Origin of the sequence: Providencia rettgeri (assembly GCF_001874625.1) — a bacterium.
Lineage (GTDB): Bacteria > Pseudomonadota > Gammaproteobacteria > Enterobacterales > Enterobacteriaceae > Providencia > Providencia huashanensis.
The window spans coordinates 2,926,069-2,946,361 of record NZ_CP017671.1 but is presented as its reverse complement, the minus strand read 5'-3'; the positions used below and the strand labels follow the sequence as shown (position 1 = coordinate 2,946,361).

At 39.1% G+C, this 20,293-nt stretch carries 16 protein-coding genes; 8 read left to right on the top strand and 8 right to left on the bottom strand.

What is annotated here, in order from left to right:
• Positions 1 to 106 precede the first annotated feature (106 nt).
• The 4 genes from RB151_RS13530 to RB151_RS13515 all read left to right on the top strand — a co-directional run bounded on the left by RB151_RS13530 (position 107) and on the right by RB151_RS13515 (position 2,386).
• A complete protein-coding gene (locus RB151_RS13530; RefSeq protein WP_042844527.1) occupies positions 107 to 910 on the top strand; it encodes a TSUP family transporter in 804 nt (267 codons plus the stop codon).
• 17 nt (positions 911 to 927) lie between these two features.
• Entirely contained in the window at positions 928 to 1,476 is a 549-nt protein-coding gene (locus RB151_RS13525) for an elongation factor P hydroxylase (RefSeq protein WP_042844526.1), read from the top strand.
• Between the two features lie 28 nt (positions 1,477 to 1,504).
• On the top strand, positions 1,505 to 1,777 hold the full coding sequence (locus tag RB151_RS13520; protein WP_042844523.1) for a YfcL family protein: 273 nt from the start codon (positions 1,505 to 1,507) through the stop codon (positions 1,775 to 1,777).
• Between the two features lie 84 nt (positions 1,778 to 1,861).
• Positions 1,862 to 2,386, top strand: a complete 525-nt coding sequence (locus RB151_RS13515) for a GNAT family N-acetyltransferase (RefSeq protein ID WP_225832957.1) — start codon at positions 1,862 to 1,864, stop codon at positions 2,384 to 2,386.
• A 27-nt stretch (positions 2,387 to 2,413) separates the two neighbouring features.
• On the opposite strand, the gene mnmC is transcribed toward RB151_RS13515, so the two are convergent.
• Entirely contained in the window at positions 2,414 to 4,450 is a 2,037-nt protein-coding gene (mnmC, locus tag RB151_RS13510) for a bifunctional tRNA (5-methylaminomethyl-2-thiouridine)(34)-methyltransferase MnmD/FAD-dependent 5-carboxymethylaminomethyl-2-thiouridine(34) oxidoreductase MnmC (protein ID WP_071548196.1), read from the bottom strand.
• Between the two features lie 203 nt (positions 4,451 to 4,653).
• Between mnmC and fabB the strand changes: the two genes are divergently transcribed.
• Both fabB and RB151_RS13500 read left to right on the top strand, forming a co-directional pair.
• Positions 4,654 to 5,868: a beta-ketoacyl-ACP synthase I gene (fabB, locus tag RB151_RS13505; RefSeq protein ID WP_042844516.1), complete on the top strand. Its 1,215-nt coding sequence runs from the start codon at positions 4,654 to 4,656 to the stop codon at positions 5,866 to 5,868.
• 165 nt (positions 5,869 to 6,033) lie between these two features.
• Positions 6,034 to 6,834, top strand: a complete 801-nt coding sequence (locus tag RB151_RS13500) for a hypothetical protein (RefSeq protein WP_071548195.1) — start codon at positions 6,034 to 6,036, stop codon at positions 6,832 to 6,834.
• Positions 6,835 to 6,847: 13 nt separating this feature from the next.
• Here RB151_RS13500 and RB151_RS13495 read toward each other — a convergent pair whose 3' ends face one another.
• The 4 genes from RB151_RS13495 to RB151_RS13475 all read right to left on the bottom strand — a co-directional run bounded on the left by RB151_RS13495 (position 6,848) and on the right by RB151_RS13475 (position 10,753).
• Positions 6,848 to 7,309 (bottom strand): hypothetical protein, encoded by a 462-nt coding sequence (locus tag RB151_RS13495; RefSeq protein WP_071548194.1) that lies wholly within the window; start codon positions 7,307 to 7,309, stop codon positions 6,848 to 6,850.
• A 509-nt stretch (positions 7,310 to 7,818) separates the two neighbouring features.
• Complete coding sequence (locus tag RB151_RS13485; protein ID WP_042844508.1) at positions 7,819 to 9,324, bottom strand: tripartite tricarboxylate transporter permease; 1,506 nt, start codon at positions 9,322 to 9,324, stop codon at positions 7,819 to 7,821.
• Positions 9,325 to 9,335: 11 nt separating this feature from the next.
• Positions 9,336 to 9,767, bottom strand: a complete 432-nt coding sequence (locus RB151_RS13480; protein ID WP_042844505.1) for a tripartite tricarboxylate transporter TctB family protein — start codon at positions 9,765 to 9,767, stop codon at positions 9,336 to 9,338.
• An 11-nt stretch (positions 9,768 to 9,778) separates the two neighbouring features.
• A complete protein-coding gene (locus tag RB151_RS13475; RefSeq protein WP_071548193.1) occupies positions 9,779 to 10,753 on the bottom strand; it encodes a Bug family tripartite tricarboxylate transporter substrate binding protein in 975 nt (324 codons plus the stop codon).
• A 311-nt stretch (positions 10,754 to 11,064) separates the two neighbouring features.
• Between RB151_RS13475 and tctD the strand changes: the two genes are divergently transcribed.
• Together tctD and RB151_RS13465 are read left to right on the top strand one after the other, a co-directional pair.
• The gene (gene tctD, locus RB151_RS13470; RefSeq protein WP_042844502.1) at positions 11,065 to 11,733 is read left to right on the top strand and encodes a transcriptional regulator TctD; all 669 of its coding nucleotides are present in this window, start codon (positions 11,065 to 11,067) and stop codon (positions 11,731 to 11,733) included.
• On the top strand, positions 11,730 to 13,157 hold the full coding sequence (locus tag RB151_RS13465; protein WP_048607532.1) for a sensor histidine kinase: 1,428 nt from the start codon (positions 11,730 to 11,732) through the stop codon (positions 13,155 to 13,157). The genes tctD and RB151_RS13465 overlap by 4 nt, the downstream gene beginning before the upstream one ends.
• A 63-nt stretch (positions 13,158 to 13,220) precedes the next feature.
• Here the strand turns inward: RB151_RS13465 and RB151_RS13460 are convergent, their stop codons facing one another.
• The 3 genes from RB151_RS13460 to RB151_RS13450 all read right to left on the bottom strand — a co-directional run bounded on the left by RB151_RS13460 (position 13,221) and on the right by RB151_RS13450 (position 20,278).
• Complete coding sequence (locus RB151_RS13460) at positions 13,221 to 13,925, bottom strand: hypothetical protein (protein ID WP_071548192.1); 705 nt, start codon at positions 13,923 to 13,925, stop codon at positions 13,221 to 13,223.
• A gap of 387 nt (positions 13,926 to 14,312) precedes the next feature.
• The gene (locus RB151_RS13455) at positions 14,313 to 18,980 is read right to left on the bottom strand and encodes a tetratricopeptide repeat protein (RefSeq protein WP_042844496.1); all 4,668 of its coding nucleotides are present in this window, start codon (positions 18,978 to 18,980) and stop codon (positions 14,313 to 14,315) included.
• A gap of 374 nt (positions 18,981 to 19,354) precedes the next feature.
• On the bottom strand, positions 19,355 to 20,278 hold the full coding sequence (locus RB151_RS13450) for a DMT family transporter (RefSeq protein ID WP_042844494.1): 924 nt from the start codon (positions 20,276 to 20,278) through the stop codon (positions 19,355 to 19,357).
• Between the last annotated feature and the right edge of the window lie 15 nt (positions 20,279 to 20,293).

Sequence of the window (20,293 nt, the reverse complement as noted above, 5' to 3'; positions counted from 1 at the left end):
GCTTACGGGTGAGAAAGGTTTGGATGAAGCCTACTTAAAATACCTCATCTGGGTTGTGATATACTACATATCAACATCATGATATTTCTCATCTTTGGATTGTAAAATGGATTGGCTAACCGCCGTTGCGCCTGAAGTTTATGCGTTACTCTTCTTTGTTGCACTTTTCGCTGGTTTTATTGATTCAATAGCAGGGGGCGGGGGCTTGTTAACCATTCCAGCCCTGTTATCTGTCGGGATCACTCCTGTTGAAGCATTAGCAACCAACAAATTACAAGCCGTTGGTGGGTCATTCTCTTCAACCCTTTATTTTGTTAGACGTAAAGCGATAGATTTACGAGAGCAAATATTTCCGTTCATTATGACGATGATTGGTGCGATGTTAGGCGCCATCGTTATTCAAATGATTGATACTGCGTTTTTAAAGCAACTGCTACCGGTTCTTGTCATTTGTGTCGGTTTATACTTCTTATTAACGCCATCGATTGGGGTACAAGACCGTCAACAGCGTATTAGTATGCCTTTTTTTGGTGTTGCCATCGGTATGACGCTAGGTTTTTATGATGGTGCATTTGGGCCCGGTACGGGGTCATTTTTAGCATTGGGTTACGTGTTATTACTTGGTTATAACCTCGCTAAAGCAACGGCTCATGCTAAGTTACTGAACTTTGCTTCCAACTTTGGGTCTTTAGTCTTCTTTATTATCGGAGGTCATGTTCTTTGGGTACTCGGCTTTGTTATGCTTATTGGCCAAATGGTGGGTGCACGCTTAGGTGCACGGTTAGTATTGACCAAAGGACAAAAACTGATCAGGCCAATGATTGTGGTTATTTCGTTATTAATGAGTATTAAGTTACTCCATGATAGCCATGGCGATGTGATAAAAGCTTGGTTTCTCTCATTATTTTAAGATGATTTAAATTATTCATGAGTAAATATAACTATCAAGATCTAATTGATATTTTTGATAAATGTTTTGGTGAAAGTTATAACACCAAATTGGTAAAAGGGGATGATGAACCCATTTACTTACCTGCGGATGAGTCTGTTCCTTATCATCGTATTGTTTTTGCGCATGGTTTCTTTACTAGTGGGTTACATGAAATTTCACACTGGTGCATCGCAGGGGAAGCCAGACGCCAGCAAGTCGATTATGGCTACTGGTATTGCCCAGATGGACGAGATGAAAAAACGCAGAGTGAGTTTGAAGTGGTTGAAATTAAACCCCAAGCTTTAGATTGGTTATTCTGTGTTGCGGTTGGTATTCCATTTAATGTCAGTTGCGATAACTTGGAAGGGGATTTTGAGCCCGATCGTATTGCCTTTATGCGTAAAGTGCATGCACAAGTGATGGTTTATTTAGAAAATGGTATCCCTGAACGACCATTATGCTTTATTAATGCGTTACAATCGTTTTACAATACGCCACCTATTTGTGCAGAAGACTTCCCTTATCCGGAAGATATTTTTGCCTAATGAAAATACATTACAGTAAGGATTAAGCATGCTTGCGGATTTAGAAACACGCATACTGACAAAAATTGATGATATGGTTGAACACGCTAACGATGATGAATTGTTCGCTGGTGGTTATTTGCGTGGTCACTTAACCCTTGCTGTGGCAGAGCTGGAGGAAGAAAACCAAACTGGCTCTGACGCTTTATTCCAACGCGTTGAAGAAAGTATTCACACTGCAATCAAAGCGGGTGAATTGACACCACCGGACCAAGTGCTGGTCTTGGACATGTGGAAAAAATTACTGAATAACGCAATATAACCCATCGATTTATGATCACAAGCGGGGGAACCCGCTTTTGGTTCACACTTTAATACTATCACTTTCCTCATTTATAATATGTATATGACCCGCTTAGCTGTACCAGACGATGCCAAATATCTCCCCGCAGTGGAATTATCCGCAGGGCAAACATTCGCTAACCATGAAAAATACCGTTGGGTTGCTGAGGGGGAAGGGCAAACGGAACAAGAACACCTTGCTTTTATTCATCAGCAGCTTGAATGGGTTGCTGTCAATAACGATGGTGAAGTAGTGGGGTTTATCAATGCAGAAAAGCACAGAAATAGTTTACATATTTGTGAGTTATCTGTTTGCCAAAACTGGCAAGGTCAGGGAATTGGTCGGCAATTAATCAAACGGGTATTTGAAGCCACATTGTCTTTACAGCTACAGTTTGTGACATTGACAACCTTTCGTGACGTACCTTGGAATGCCCCTTATTATCAACGCTTAGGTTTTGATATCATTGATAATGACAAGCTAACCATTGAGTTGAAAGCGATTTTACAGAGTGAAGTTGATATGGGGTTTGCACGGGAAGATCGCTGTGCAATGGTTATCTCATTAAATGAACTTGCAGCTAGCTAATGAATGGCAGGCTGCAAGGTATTGGTTTCAATAAGGGGTTTTTACTTTACGCCCTAATAATAACTTTCTAACCCAAAAACGGTTCGGATGAAGCTCTGCGAGGGTTTCGTCATCCAAAGGTAGAGGTTCAGCAAAAATTTGTGCGGCGAGAAGTTCAGCACAAAGTGGGGCAGTTGATAAGCCTCGGGAGCCTAGGGCACCAAAAATAAATAAATTTGGGTGCATAGGTGCAGGGCAAATAGTCTGATTTTTGGCTATCTGAGAGGGTAAATCTTGGTAGACTTCCATATGTTTTTCAAAATCAGGCACATTCCCTAATAGCGGGAAGTGGTCACGGATAACACAACGTACCCCTTGACGTGAATGTTTGTGTGAAATATTAATATCGTTAGGCCAAGTAACATCCGGCAGGTTATCAATCAGTTTTTGGCGGTTCCCCTGTTGTTCTTCTTCGCTATAGTTTAAATCCAGATGCTCCCTTTGGTAACTTGCACCTAAACAATGTTGCTGGCCAGAAGCATCAGCAGGGGTTAAATAACCTTCAAAACACAACACATTTTTTAATTGTTGTAGTGTTTCATTGGTTGGGATGTGGCTAACTTGCCCTCTAACAGGGGAAATAGGTAAATTAACAGTTTGCGAAAATTGGCGCAGTTTGTGCCCATTGGCAATAATAACGGTGGAATGAGTAGATATTAACGTCTGTTGGGGGGTGTTTATCAGCAACTGCCAGTTATCACCATCAGGCTTAAGTTCGTTAACATCGTGTTCAAAATGGAATGTGACACCCTGTTGGTGTAAATATTGTTGTAAGCTTTCACAGAGTTGAGCAGGGCACAACCAACCACCGGTAGCATAGTGAATTCCACCATGGTTGACATCAATACCACAAAGGTCACTCAGTTGCTGGCGGTTTCTACCAATAGCAAAATCGGTGGGCCAGTCGGTTTCTAGCATGCCCGCTATTTTATTAGCAACTTTATCGTTATAAGCTAATTGGCTGACTCCACACCATTGCCCGTCAAACTTAACTCCCTGTTTTGCCAATTGGTGATAAAAGCGTGAAGCAAAAGGAAAGGCACTAATAAAAAAACGCTCAAGTGGGTCATTATTACCTGTTAGTAATGGGTAAATTGCGCCTTGGCGGTTGCCTGAAGCATTTTGTGCGACTTGCGAGTCTTTACAGTATAAGGTGACTTTTGCGCCACGTTTTAGCAAGGTGTAAGCTGCGGTGAGGCTTGCAAGGCCACCACCAATGATTGCAATGTCTGTTGGGTTATTGGCTTTTTCTCTTGCAAACCAAGGTGTTAAGTTTTCAGTTTCTTTTTCTATCATTATGCCAGTTAGCATTTCACGTTTTTTACCAAAGCCTTTGACTTTTTGAAGAGTAAAACCTGCTTGCTGTAACCCTCTTTTGACAAAACCTGCGACGGTAAAGGTCGCAAATGTACCATTAATACGGGCTAGTTTAGCCATTGTAGCGAACAAGTGTTCGCTCCACATTTGTGGGTTTTTTGAGGGGGCAAAACCATCTAAAAACCATGCATCTATCTTATTGTTTAGATTGTTTTTTAGCTTAGATATTTGCTCATTAATATCACCAAACCATAAGTCCAGTACAACATCGCTATTTTGTAAGGTCAGACGGTGGTTTCCGGGTAATGCTTGAGGCCAGTTGTCACACAGTGATTGTGATAGGTCGTTAAGTTCAGGCCAGCATTGGTGAGCTGTGATTAAATCGGGCTTTGATAAGGGGTACTTTTCAAAGCTAATAAAGTGTAAACGCTGCAATTTTGCGTGTGGATGCTCGGCTTTAAATTGGTTAAAGGATTGCCATAATGCTAAAAAATTCAACCCTGTACCAAAGCCTGTTTCGGCAATAACACAGGTTTTGAATGGGTGAGTATTGAAACGTTCAGGAAAAAGATTTCCTTGCAAAAAGACATGACGAGATTCTTCTAAGCCATCTTGGTTAGAAAAATAGATGTCTTCAAATTGTTCGGACATCGGTGTGCCTTCTTCATTCCAGCTAAGGCGAGCAGTTTGTACAGCACGTTTGTTCACGATAAAGCCTACTATGACCTAATAATCAGTAAATTTTAACGCTGTTATGAGTGTAAGGCTACCTTCATAAAAAAGTCTTATTACAGTCACAAAGAAAAAAAATACAAATATTTACCCTGATCGGACTTGTTCAGCGTACAAGTGTAAGCTAAAGTGACAACCTGTAATCCCGCAATCATATAATTATAGACATGAGGTAACGAATGAAGCGTGCAGTCATCACTGGTCTAGGTATTGTTTCCAGCCTTGGTAATAACCAGGAAGAAGTACTGGCTTCTCTGAAGGAAGGTCGTTCCGGGATCACTTTCTCAGAAGAATTCAAAGAGGCAGGGCTACGTAGCCATGTCTGGGGTAATGTCAAAAACTTAGAGCTGAAAGACCTGATTGACCGTAAAATCTTTCGTTTTATGAGTGATTGCTCTGCGTATGCTTATTTATCTATGGAACAAGCAATTGCTGATTCGGGTTTAGCAGAAGAACAAGTTTCAAATTTACGTACGGGTATTGTGGTCGGTTCTGGCGGTGGTTCTCCGCGTAACCAAGTTGCTGGATCTGATGGTATGCGTGCGAAAGGTTTACGTGGTGTTGGTCCTTATATGGTGACCCGTGCAATGGCATCAGGTATTTCAGCTTGCTTAGCCACACCATTTAAAATTAAAGGTGTTAACTATTCAATTAGTTCAGCGTGCTCAACATCTGCACATTGTATTGGTCATGCAGTTGAATTGATCCAACTAGGCAAACAAGATGTAGTTTTTGCTGGTGGTGGTGAAGAGCTGAGCTGGGAAATGACCTGTGAATTCGATGCAATGGGCGCATTGTCAACTAAGTTCAATGAAACGCCAGACAAAGCATCAAGAACTTACGACCAAGACCGCGATGGTTTTGTTATTGCCGGCGGCGGCGGTATTGTAGTAGTTGAAGAACTCGAGCACGCTTTAGCGCGTGGTGCACATATCTATGCTGAAATTGTCGGTTATGGTGCAACATCTGATGGTGCAGACATGGTAGCACCTTCAGGTGAAGGCGCGGTACGTTGTATGCAAATGGCGATGCAGGGTGTCGATAAAATTGATTACATCAATACACACGGTACATCGACACCAGTCGGCGACACCAAAGAGCTGGAAGCTATCCAAGAAGTTTTTGGTAGTAATTCCCCTGCGATTTCTGCGACAAAAGCGATGAGTGGCCACTCATTAGGGGCGGCAGGTGTTCACGAAGCAATTTACAGTTTATTAATGCTAGAGCATGGCTTTATTGCACCAAGCATCAATGTCGAAAATTTAGATGAAAAAGCCCATGGCCTGAATATCGTCACGAAACCAACAGAACAAGTGTTGGATACAGTGATGTCAAACAGTTTCGGCTTTGGTGGTACTAATGCCACATTGGTGATGAGCAAATACAAAGCGTAATTTGTTTTAGGCTAAACAATTAGAAAAAAGCGAGAACTCTGGTTCTCGCTTTTTTTATAAATATAAAAAGGAGAATAGCTGTGTCATTTTATTAAATTATAGAAATGATTAACATGAGATACTCTAGCCAATTTCTGAAAACAAATAGCCTAGAGGTGTGTAAATATGAATGTTAAATCTTTTTTCTTAACGTTAAGTAATAGCTCGACTAAAATAAGTAAGGAGTATGAAAAAAACAACAGTGATGCAAATAAGAAACTTTTATTAAAGACAGTAATTTCAAAAGTGAAAAATGTTTATAAGAAATGTGCTTTGGATGTCGAGATAAAAGATAAGTTAAAAATCAATAAACAGATTAATATATTGAATGATGTGCTTAATATAGGGCCTGTTAAATCTAAAATAAGCGGTAATAATATTATTAACTCTATGGAAGTTAAGTCTCATAGTATGTCGGATAGTATAGCATTACATTATGACTCTTCAGATTGTCAATTGGAGAAAACAGATATAAATAATATTATTTTTAATTGGGAGGACAAAAAAACCTTCAAACCTAGCAGTATTAACGCAGACTTTTCTAACTCTACATTATCAGACATGAGAATTGCATCAAGTGAACAAACTCCACTAATTAGAGCGGGTTTTTCTAATGCAACGCTTAATAATGTAGATATTAAGCTACCTATTAAATTAGATGTTAATTATAATTTCGATAAAGCAAAGCTGAATAATACAAGGATTGAATTAGATATCCCTAGTGGGGAGTTAAGTCAACTTAATTTATTGGCGTTATTTGGTGATGATAATCACTATTCTAATAATGTATTCCAGTCAGTATTAACAATTAATGATAAAAAAATTAAAAATGATTTATTGAGTAAATTAAAAAAATCCTTTGATTCAAATATTAGATATTTTGACAATAAGCATGATATAAAAGATAAGTTTTTAAGCAGTATCTAAAAGGTATTGTTACTTAATCGCCACTAGCGCCATCACTTCCCCCTGAATCGGATGATGAGCAATCAGTACTGGAATTATCATTTGAACAAAAATGATTGCTAGCACGATGGGAATTGTCACTAGTGGTACTTTCATAAACTGGGGGGACATAACGGGTATTTGATGAGGATGACGTTCTGTGGGAAGCAATGTCTTGGTAGTTTTTTTTCACTTCAAATATTTGGCTTTTCCCTTTCGACCAACCAATAGTCACAAGCGTCGTATTTTTCTTGACGCTGATATGCAGCATTTTTCCACAAAAAATATGCATTTTACCCAGTGCTTTTATTTGGATATAACCGCTGTCTTTTTCTGTGATAGTCACGGGTTTCTGGCTATGGATGGTGTAACGGTCACCATGAATATCGATGGTGACTGTATACGCTAATGGTTTCGGCTGGATATTAAAAAGGACAAAAAGTAATCTATCGAACATTGTGTTTTATTTCTTAATAAGTCAGGTGAGTACCATAATTGATTGGCATTATTTAATATATCATCATTGTCTGATTCAGTGGTTTATTAACAACTGAATAAATATACATCATTGTATTGAATGTTTTGTCCAAAATAGTGACATGATATTGACTTGATTTTTAGTCGAATAGAGGTAGTCATATGTGTGTAACCAGATTTCATGAGGCTATTTGGAAACAGGATTTTAAAATTTTAGGTAAGGCGTTATCTCGCTCTATCCACGATAAACTTTGTGGGAGGATGAGTAAAATACATAATATTGAAAAACCATTTCCACTGTATAAGTATGACCAAAAGAGAACAAATATAGTCCCTAATTTACAATCAAAATATGTCTATTATGGCGAAGGAGTCCATGATAACTCTGTGGTTTTGTTAAGTTATATAAAGCTCCCTATTTTTTAATAAAAAAATGCCCCAAAATCACATTGGGGCAAATTCTACAGAGATGGCTTAACAATTTGAAAATTATAACGTTGTAGCCTGTTTGCGTTTACGGAGTAATTTCACAATAGGCGGCAGGATTAAAACAACAACGGCGAGGATCAATAAGCTTTGTGAAATAGTACTGCTCCAAAGAATATCGAAATTACCATTGCTGATAGATAATGAACGGCGTAAGTTTTGTTCTAACATCTCACCTAATACAAAACCTAATATAAGTGGGGAAAGCGGGAAATTCATTTTCCGTAGAATAAACCCAAAAACACCTAACCCCATCATCAACAGCAAGTCAAAAGTAGTGCTATGAACTGCATATACACCAACAGCGGAAACACTGGCAATTGCGGGAACTAAAAACCACAAAGGGACAGTCAACATACGTGTGAATAGGCCAATTAATGGAATATTCATGATTAACAACACGACGTTAGCAATAAGTAATGCAGCAATTAGCCCCCAGACAATTTCCGGTTGTTCGGTAAACATTCCCGGTCCAGGAGTGATATTATAGAGCGTTAGCGCCCCCATCATCACCGCAGTTGTCCCTGAGCCTGGAACGCCAAGTGTTAACATAGGGATAAATGAGCCACATGCTGAGGCATTATTTGCGGCTTCAGGTGCAGCGACACCACGTACATCACCATTACCAAAATCGCCTTTTTCACCACTGATTTTCTTTTCAGTCATATAAGTGATAGCGCTGGCGATAGTGGCACCTGCACCGGGTAAAACTCCAACAAAGAAACCGACGAAAGACGAACGCAGTGCGGGCCCTGCGCAAGCTTTGGCTTCTTTGCGGTTAAATAGCATTCTACCCGTTTTGCGGATCAAACCTTGGCCTGTAGCGGTACCTTCAAGCATCAATAAAATTTCACTGACTGAAAATAAACCAATCACAACGACAATAAATTGCACTCCATCAGAAAGATGGACACTATCAAATGTAAAACGATATTCCCCTGAGTTGGCATCGACACCGACGGTGGCGAGTGACAAACCAATTAATGCGGCAAGTAATGATTTAATAGGGTTTTGGCTCATCATACTGCCCAAACAGGCAATAGCAAAAACCATTAAAGCGAAATATTCAGCAGGCCCGAAAGCTAACGACCATTGAGCAAGCAAAGGTGCGAATAAAATAATACCCACAATGGCGATTGTTGAGCCAATGAATGAACTGACCGCTGAAATAGAAAGAGCAACACCGCCTTTTCCTTGTTTTGCCATCGGATAACCATCTAATGTGGTCATTATAGCCGCAGCATCACCCGGAACATTAAGTAGTATCGATGAGATCCGTCCTCCATATTCACAACCTAAATAAACAGTAGCGAGTAAAATTAAGGCAGATTCTGCTGGTAATTTGAGCGCAAATGCGAGTGGCAATAATATAGCGACCCCATTGATAGGACCAAGGCCGGGCAACATGCCAACTACGGTTCCGATAAAACAGCCAATTAAGGCAATCAAGATATTTTGAGGGACGAGCGCAACCTCAAAACCTTGCGATAGATACATCCAAGTTTCCATGAGCTTGCTCCTTAATTAAACAGGCTGCCAATAGGCAAAGTGACATCCAGCAATTTATCAAAGGCATAAAATAAGAAGATGCCAAGGATAGGGCCTGAAATAATGGCTGCCGTTGGTGTCGCACCAAATAGTAGGGCCATGCTGATAGTCAATAAACTGGTAGCAATAGGAAACCCTAACCACTCAAATGCCCATGCATAGATAACTAGTGCGATGACTAAGAGTATTAAGCGGCGCAATACATAAGGTTTCGGCCATTCAACAGCTTCTTGTTTGCCAAATAATAAGGCAAGGGCACAAATAGCCATTAAAGATAGTATGGCGACCGGAAAAGGGCGGGGGCCCAGTGGTTCGTATGAAAATTCACTTTGGATCCCCCAGCCGATATAGATCCCGATAGCACACAGTATTAGCCAGACTATGGCGAATATGCGTTGACTCATCGTTTTCTCCGTTATTTGGCTAAACCAAATGCACGGGCTTGCTCACGATACTGTTCGATTTCTTTTTTTACGTAGCTATCGAGTTCTTGCCCAGTTAAGTTATATTCAAACAAGCCACGAAGTTCACGTTGCTTTTTGAAATCTTCGGTTTGTTGGAGTTTTTGGAATGCCTCGACCCATTGGTTGTAGTCCTCATCGGACACTTTGGGCCCCATATAGAAACCACGAATAATTGGCCAAACAATGTCATAGCCTTGCTCTTTCGCCGTAGGGATTTCGGATAAGCCATCACCGAGGCGTTTATCGGCATAGACCGCTAGGATACGAATTTTGCCTTCATTGATATACGGGGTCATCTCGCTAATATCCCCTGATAACACCTGAATATGGTTTCCAAGTAGAGCTGTTAGGGTTTCACCACCACCTTCAAAAGCAACGTAACGCATTTTTCTTGGATCTATATCGATAGCTTTAGCGAGTAGTGCGGTTTTCATCCAGTCTTGACTGCCAATAGAACCACCGGCTCCAAACACGATGCTATTCGGGTCTTTTTTAAAGGTATCCATTAAATCATTAAGGGTTTTATAAGGGGAATCTGCACGTACAGCAATCATCCCATAGTCGCTGCCCACACTGGCTAGCCAACGGACATCATTCTCGTTATAGCGACCAAACTTACCTTGCGCTAGGTTGAGTAATGAGCCACCTGAGAAGGCAACAATCGTTCCTGGTTCAGCAGGGCGCTGCGCTACGATGGCATTATAGGCTACCGCACCAATGCCTCCGGGCATGTAAGTAACACGCATTGGTTTTTCAATTTCTTTAGTTTCAAGCATGGAAACTTGGACTAATTTACAGGTTAAGTCGAACCCCCCTCCAGGTTTGGCTGGGGCGATACATTCAGTACGCTCTGGTAGAGCACTTACTTGGTTAACGCCAACTAAAAATATTGCTGTTGCTAAGGCCTTGATTGTATATTTTTTCATTTTTCTTTCCTTACTAAGACAATAATTAAAGAACTATGTTATTTACTTCTTGTTGTGTAGATGTTGCATCATTGTCTGACAAAGCTTTCATTTACCTTTCATTAACAAATATTATTATTTTTATGTGATATATATCAGATTGTTTTGTATTTCTGCTTTTTTGTTATGTTAATTTAATGTTAAATTTAAATTATTGATTCCATTTAACCGTAATAGTTGTGATGGATACAGTAAAAACGATGACAATTGCTTTTCAATCACGATAGGTAATGCCAACGTATACAGATAAGTAATTATAATGAGTATGCGGAATGAGAATTTTATTGGTTGAAGACCATGACGAGTTGTCATTGTGGTTACAAAAGGCATTATCGTCATCAGGGTTTGCGGTTGACATTGCCAGTGATGGCGCCATCGCAGATCAATTATTACAAACAGAACAATATGCCCTTGTTGTGCTTGATGTATCTCTTCCACGAATGAGTGGGTTGGAAGTATTGGCGCAAATGCGAAAACGTCATCAAGAGATCCCTGTTTTGCTGTTGACGGCAAACTCGGATGTGGCTGACCGTGTTCAAGGCTTAAATGCAGGTGCGGATGATTATTTAACAAAACCTTTTGATATCGCTGAGTTAGAAGCTAGGATTCGTGCCTTACTAAGGCGTAGCCAAGGGCAAGTCAATGAACCGCAGCGTTTTGGTGCGCTGTGTTATCACGAAGAAGGTTATTTTTTACTTGGTCAAGAACCATTAGGGTTAACCCCAAGGGAATATGCGGTATTAAATACCTTGTTTCACCGACGAGGACGCCCAGTTTCAAAGATGCAATTATTTGAACAAGTGTTTTCTTTGTCCGATGAAGCCAGTTTACAAAGTATTGAATTATATGTTCACCGAGTGAGAAAAAAACTCGCAGGTTCGGATGTTAACATCAATACGTTACGCGGATTGGGATACCGATTAGAGCAGTGTAGTGTATGAAATTAGTCTCTCATCCACGCTCTCTCTTTCATCAGTTGCTGCTCTTTTTCGGTATCCCCCTCATTTTATTGGGGGGATTTTCGGTTTATACCCATTATTATAGTGCTAAGAACGCTGCAAATTTAGCTTATGATAGAACGCTACTCGCCTCTGCTCGTACTGTGGCAGAAAGGCTACAAGTGGTAAATGGGCATTTATCTGTTAGCGTACCTTATGTGGTATTGGATAGTTTCGAACTGAATAATAATGACCGAATTTTTTATCAAGTTATTTCCCCTGACGGTGAGACTATCTCTGGTTATGATGACTTACCGCCAATTCCCTCTTATTGGATGCGCTCACAGCACTATACTGCGCTAGTTTATTTTTATGATGCACAGTATAAGGGCTTACCTATTCGCATTGCAGCGTTTTATCAACCCATTAATGAAGGTGGCATCACTGGAATGGTTGAGATCCGTGTTGCAGAAACCGTTTATTCACGACAAGATCTCGCTAATCAATTATTAATCTCCGCGCTGATGAGCCAAGGTACGGTGGTGCTTTTAACCTTAGTTCTTGCCTATATTTTACTTAGTAAATTATTGGCGCCATTGAAAAAATTGTCCAACTTAATGTTAAGCCGTTCCGCTAATGATTTAACACCATTGCCAGATTTACTGCCATGGTCTGATTTATCGCCATTAATTGATGCATTGAACCGCTATATTTCCCGTTTAAAGCGGATGGTGAGGCGACAAGAGCGTTTCAGTGCGGATGCATCCCATCAATTGAAAACACCATTAACGGTGTTGAAAACACAGGTTTCAGTCGCGATTAACAGTCAAGATGCTAATCAGCGGCAACAGAGTTTACAAGCTATCGATAAAACCCTCGATAATACGATTATTCTCACTGATAGGCTTTTGCAACTATCTCGGTTAAAAGCGCATGAAAAAGAAGCCGTCACGCAGTACCGTGCTGTTAATCTAGTCGAAATTGTTCATCAAACCTGTTTTACGCGGCTGACTCATGCAGAAAGTCAATGTGTGGATTTGGGCTATGAAGGGCTCGATGTGGCTTGGATCAAAGGTGAACCCATTTTATTGGCAGAAATGTGCGCAAATCTAATCGATAACGCAATAAAATATACGCCAGCAAATGGCGTGGTGACAGTGCGTGTTGTAAATAGTGATGACAAGGCGCATTTTGTTTTGGAAGTCGAGGACTCAGGGCCAGGGATCCCAGATGCAAAGATTAACCGTTCTATGGAAGCGTTTACTCGTTTAAATAATGCCTTAGGGAAGGAAGGGGCTGGTTTAGGTTTGGCTTTGGTTAAAGATATTGCTAGTTACCATGGCTCTGAACCACAACTATTAAAAAGTAAATTACTCAATGGATTGTTGGTTCGAATCGCATTTAAAGCTAGTCAAGCACCACGGTAAGAGAAGCGCCCTTATTTGGGCGCTTTGGTGCCAAAGTTTAAACGCAGTAAAAACTGGATGTGTTTAGTCTCGCATTGGTATTAGTGTATTTAGTTGTTTGTTATTTGAAGAACTGTGTTTAAAATCACTAGCCATTGTGTTTTGTTTGAGACTTGCCATTGAGGATGATAATAATGATTCCGTATCTAACTGGTTTTTGTTATTGAAAGGTGTATTAGTCAACTTCTCATTATTTTCTTTTTCATTTAAGGATGCTTCGATTGATTTTATTTTTACATCTGTATTGTATATTTCGTCAAGTAAAGTCGATAAATCTTGTGAAATTAAATTGTTTTCTTTATTTTCTGAATGGTCGTAAAGGTATTTTGCAAGGTTGTTTTTTGAATTAGTTATTTTTTCTTCCCGTAAATAGATCTTATCAGTAGATTCTAATTTCTTTTTTTCGTTTAATTGATGGCGTTGTTCAGTAATCTCTAACAATGCATTTCCAATTGTTTTATAATAAGTTTTCTCGCTAACATTAGATATGGCAGATTTTAATGGAACATAATTATGAATGTTAGAAATAAAATCATTCTTCACTGCTGTTAAGTATTCTTTTTCTCGCCGCATCTCCGATATATTGATATTTTTTTTATCAGATTGTCGAGGAGTTAATAGATGGGGATTATTAATTTCATTTTGTTCGTTTTTTGTGTTTTTAGTGATTGATTTTTCTCTGTTTACTATAGATGTGTTTGATGCATTATTTTTTAGATTTGAATTCACAATAAATACTCCATATTAATTAGGGGCTTTCTAACGTTTGTAATCCGTAATCAATAAAATATAAACCAACTAAACAAAGATAACTAATTTTTATTTAAAATGAGTTCTAAATAGTTATTATTGGAATAATTATATGACTAATTTTTTAATAATTAGATGATTTTAAGCGGAATTCTATATTTATCAGGAATATATTATTAGATATATTGATAAGCTTTTGTGTTTTATTGAAAATCAACTAGGAAAAGACTAAATGTTATATCCATAAATGGTAATCGGAACTAAACAATATAACCGACTGATATATTGAAGTATCCAAATAATAACTGATAATAATAAAAATGATTCAATAAAGGCGCTAAAGCAAATTAGCGCCGTTATCGTTAATTATTTATTAATGAGTTTAAAATCCCACTCTTTTAGTGCTTTAATTGAGTCCTCGTCTTGGTATTTAGCACCGAGTTCAAGGTAATCATGGGCTTTTTGCAGGTCTGCTTTGCTCTTTGTTCCGACCCAACCATTGTAATACATGTAGGCCAGCTTGTATTTTGCCATTCCATGATGAGTCCCTTGCTCTAGGTTTGTCATATCATAATATTTGGCTGCACCAACATAATCTTTTGGTACTCCTTGGCCAAAATACAGCATATCACCGGCTTGGTGCGCGGTATTACTGTCATTTTGTTGTGCGCCTAAGTCAAAGTAATAAAGCGCTTTAGGAAAGTCTTTCTCAATACCGCGCTCATTGTCTTTGCGGTAAAGGTTACCTAAAATATTATAAGCACGAGGATAGCCATTTTTACCTGCTAATTCATAGTAGTAGATCATCTTTTGCGTGTCTTGCGGTACTCTTTCACCCCGAGCATAAGCGATACCTAAGGAGAAAGCTGCCATTTTATCACCCGCTTCAGCCTTCACACGTTGTTCTTCAATTTGTTTAGCAAAGCGACCATATTTTTGGAATGTTTGCTCATCATTGAAACGTTGTTCAATCGCTTGTCGCTCCTGTGGTGATAACTGCTCTAATAATTCAATATTTTTAGGGTCTTTTTTCAGACGCAATGCCGTGTAATAGGCTTGTTTCGCATCCCCTTTTTCCACATAGGCTTTGTACAGGCTACTTAGCGCATGACTCTCATGATAGTTCAATGAAATTAGATACCATTCAATAGCCTTATCGATATCTTTTTTCATATCACATTCACCAGCTAAGTATGTATCCCCCATTTTTTTACTTAAACTTTCAGCTGAACGAATATAATTCCGCGCAGTATTCTTCTCGAAATTCTTCTTTTTTAGCCACTCTTTTAAGTAAGTGCTTGCCTTATCCAGATCGGCATTATCGCTATTACTGCAATATTCACCAGGGTAGTTTATTTCATACAGTTTCTCAATGGCATCTAAGTCGCCTTTTTCATAAGCACGCTGTAAGTAACCCAAAGCTTTCGGCGCATCGGTTCTTGCGTAATAGCTATAAAGATTAAGCAATGCATCTGTACGGTTATTTTCTTCGCTTTGCAGCAATTCTAAATATTTTTTATCATCTTTAGGGCGGTTAAGGTTTTTCTTGTTATTACGAATACCTTTTTGATACAAATTGGCTAATGTATTGAATGCCATACTAGAAATTTCATCATCAGCTGATTTGATACCTTCTTGTAGGTATTGAATGGCTGAATTATAGTCCGTTGAACTGGTTAGAACGTCGCTGTCATACAGGTAGTCTTTGGCTAGTTGGACCTTGGAAAATAAGTCACCTTTTGCTGCACCTTCAAGGTAATTTTGGTGTTTTACTTGTTTATCGCTGGTGACTTGGTCAAGAGCTTGATAAGCGGCTAAATTGCCTGCTTCAATGCTCTTTTTATACCAAGTTTGGGCGGCTAATGCGCGACTGTAATCCTTATACCAATCTCCGAGTTTCATATAGGCTGAAGTATCACCATTTTGCGCAGGAACAACGATGGAGTTATAGGTTTCGATATAATTATCAACACGTTTAGGGTTTGAGTGTTTTTTTAAATAAACAATAGCTTGATCCCAGTCTGGTTCTTTCAACCAAGACATTTTGTCTTCGTTGAGTATCCCCATATACAGGGTTTTTGTATAAAGGCTAATTGCGTTATCATTTCCTTCATCGCTAGCAAGCTTTAAGTATTTTAAGGCTTCTAATTTGTCTTCTTTGATCCCTTTACCATAATAATAGGCTCGGCCTACTTTATATTTAGCCTCTGAACTTTCATTGAGCATTTTCATGCTGATGTCATAGTCATTCATATACTTAATGAACTCGTTCCCCCAACTTCCTGCTTTAATGTAATATTCACGGGCTTTTTGGCGATTTGGTGCAACAAGGCGACTACCGTTTAAATATTGATGTGCTAATTTGCGGGTGTAGTCTTTGCTACCGATAGCGGCTAATTGGTCGTAATAACCAAGAATCTTTGCTTTATTAGCATCAATGAGTGTGTCTTGGCTGTAATAATCCACTAATTCTTTTAAAGCGCTTTTATTATTCAACTTTGCACTAGCGGTCAAGTATTGTAGCCATTTTTTCTCATCGACTTTTTGCCCATAGTTACCGAATTTATAAGCATTGGCGAGGGTACGAATGGCATCAGAGTCATTATTTTTTGCCTTTTCCTGAATAGTAATCAACGAGGCTCTTGCTTTTTCAATTTCTCTTTTACGTGATTTTAAAAAACTGAAATCTGGGTCAGAGATTTTGTTGTAATATTCCATTGCGAGATCATAGTCAGAATCTTCCCCATAATTACCTTTTTGGTAAATTTCCCCCAGCTCATATAAACAGCGGTTGCTGCCTAATGCTGCACACTTTTTATATTGTGGGACGAGGTCTTTCGGTGTTAACCCTGTGATTTTCTGAAAACGCTGCTTATAGTAGGGCTTGTCATTATAATAATTAACGCCATCCAAATTTTGAGCAATATATAAAGACGCGGTGGTATTGCCTAATTCTGCGGCTTTTATAATGGTATCGTAATAAGGTTTTAGCTCGGCATCACTTAGGGTATCAACTTGGGTCAACTGGGTAAGTTGCTTGATGCCATAAAAGTAAGTGATATCCGCATCAACCCCAATTTGTGGTTCGATACGCTTTAAGGCTTCAGTGTTATTTTCGGATAGGGCTAAATCGACTAATAAACGCTTAGCGTGTATGGTAGCCAAACCAAGTTTTAATAAAATGTCATTGGCGGTATTAAAGTCTTCTTTTGACAATCGTGACTTGCTATCAGGTGAAGCGAGTACGTCAACAACTAAGTTCACAGCACGTTTGTTTTCTTCTGGCTTATATTTTAATAATGAGGCTGCATAATGAATACGGCTGCTATCATTATTTTTACTGGATTCTTCATACAGTTCAAAGGCTAGATTGCTATTTTTCTCCGCATCTTCGCGTAATAAATAATCCGCATAGAAATGCGCTAATGTATAGTTTTTTCTTTCAATGACATCATTTTTGAGAATATCAATGATCGTTTTCTCGTCGACGTAGTCTTTTATATCATATTGATAATAGAGTTGAACTAACAGGCGGTCAGCTGTCGACTTGTAGCTATTTTTACTTAAACCTTTTTTCAGTATCTCTACGGCTTCTGGCAAATTCTGCTTAGTACCAAACCCATTGATATAGTAACGAGCTAACTGCATTTGTGATTCATAATCGGGTGCAATTCGGTTAGCTTTTGCGAGTGTTTCAAAGGATTTTTCTGGTGAATAGAATGGGCTATTTTTATTGCGGTATACTTGGCTTACAACGATCAAAGCTTCTGGAGAATTAGGGTATTTCTCGATTAATATCGGAGTATATTTTTTTATAGTATCTACTAATTGTTTATTTGGAAAACGGTAACTGTAAATAGCTTTTTCGATAATAGTAATTAACGATTTTTGATGGCCTAAATCTGCGGCGTTAATTAAATATTTATTCGCTAATTCATCATCGCGTTTTACATCATAATTAAAGGTATTACCTGAATAGACCTGATAGGCTTGGTATAATGCATCGGGATATTGCCCCTCAGCGGCCTCTGTCAAATCTTTAATATTATCTCTATCTGCGAGGTAATTAAAATATAGCGCTTTGGGAGCCCGTTGTTGTATTAAAGGCCGCAAATACATTACAGCTTTATTTTTATTCTTACGGACATCTTCGCCTGTCATGTATTTTTGATATAAAATATACATAGCAGTTTCATCACCTTGACTGGCTCGGGTTTCAAGGTTAGCGATTATTTGTTGTTTTTCTTCTGGCGTTAGTGAGCCATAAATTGATAATGGCGCAGGTTCAAATCTCTCAGCATCGGCAATAAATTCGAAAGCTGATGCCATTGACATACTTTCATATTTTTTTGCAAAAATCTTATTTGGCGTAATACCATTGCCGCCTTCTTTATAAATAGATGCTAATAACATAGCCGGTAATGGGAAGTCTTTACTGACTAAGGGGGTTAAGATTTCGACTGCCTTTTTATTATCTTTATCAACCTTATGGGCAATATAACCGAGTGCAAATTTAGCTAGACGTGAATCTTGTTCCGCAGCCAGTGTAAAGTATTTCCGAGCTAGTTCGGTATTCTGCGGAATATCTTCATATTTAGCTTCCATATAAATACCGCCAACCATCACTTGAGCCTCAATTACACCAAGATCTGCAGCTTTAGTTAAAGAGGTTACGCCATATTTATCGTCAGGGGTATCCTCTATTTGTTGATCATAACGGTAAAAGCCCAGATTATAGAGCGCATTTTTATTGTTCTGTGCTGCAGATTTAACCAACCAACTTAGTGCTTTACTCTCATCAGGTTGAGTACCTATTCCATCTTTATACATTGTGGCTAATGCATAAGCGGATTGGGAGTCAACATCAGCCGTATTTTCAAATTGCTTAAAAGCGGCTTCGGTATCGCCTTGTTGATAGAAATCGTAACCGGCTTGTGCAGAATTGGAATGGCCTAATGCATTGATAAAGTAAATGCCAACTGCAATAGCAATTACTATAAATATGCAAAGCCAAACTTTAAGTTGTTTAGTCATTGTTATTCCTTATTAAAGGTCATGTATGACATGACGTGTTCCATCAGTGCACATCGAGTCAATATTTGGTCTTGAGTGAAAATACTACTTAATGGGTAGAATGATTTTAGTTAAGTCTAATTGCTTAAGAAGAAGATTCAATCAGAATTTCCCTTTATTGCTCAGATTAGCTTTGCACAAGCTTATCAGCGAATGACAGACAAAGGGTGACTGAGACGTTTTAGAGCGTTACAAAATATAAATGACGAAAAACCGTGCAGGAGTGTGGGAAGAAATATATTGAGGAAAATAGATAAAACATAGCCCCACAGAGTGGGGCATATGAGTTCACGACATTGCTTTTATTGCTTTAAGTTATAAGTTGTAGCGGCAGGTTACTGACAAGTATCTTCTTGCTGTGCCACTTTTTTATTACGGCTAAATACTTGCGTCAGTGGGGTACGTAATTGTTGCGCTAACATTACCCCTAATAATACAACACCTCCACCTATTAAATGATAGCTTTTTAATTCTTCGCCAAGAGCAAAAACGGCAATAATGGCGGTAAAGACCGGAGCAAGGTTCATAAAGATAGACGTGGTATTTGCCCCTAACCGCATTACACCTTGGATCCATAGCGCAGGCGCAATGATGGAGGCGGCTATCCCAGCAAATACGACTAGCCCAATATTGTGGCTATTGAGTGACACATCATCAGCTAATAAAAAGTTAGGTAATAGCAGAATAACCCCAAAGAACACCTGCACATAGAGTGAATCCCAGCTAGATAATTGGATTGACCAACGCTTAGTTAATACACCGTAGAGGGCATAAGCTGCTGATGCTATTAGCATCATGATTTCGCCTTGGCCTAAGCCATGAGAAAATAATGAGATAGGGTTACCTTGGCTAACGAGCCACGACAGGCCCAATAATGATAGGGCGGAGCCCAATACAATACCAACAGTTGGGATAACACGTAATACGAAAATACTGATCACAACGGTTAATAATGGGATCAGTGAGTTCATTATCCCCATAAAGGTCGCACTGACACTATGGGCAGCGTAATAGGCTAAGCTTTGGTATAGCATCATACCCAGAGCCCCTAAAATGGCTAATTGCCACCAGTGTTTCATGACGACTTTGTGGTTTCGTAGCACCGAACGTAATACAAATGGGGTCATGACGATTAGCGCCAACGCCCAGCGGTAAAAAGAAATTGCTGCAGGGTCAATAGCCGTGGATGCTGCTTTGTTAACAATCGCATTGATAGACCATAATAAAACCGCAATTAGCGGAAAAAGAAGACTTTTCATTAAAACACTCTCCCG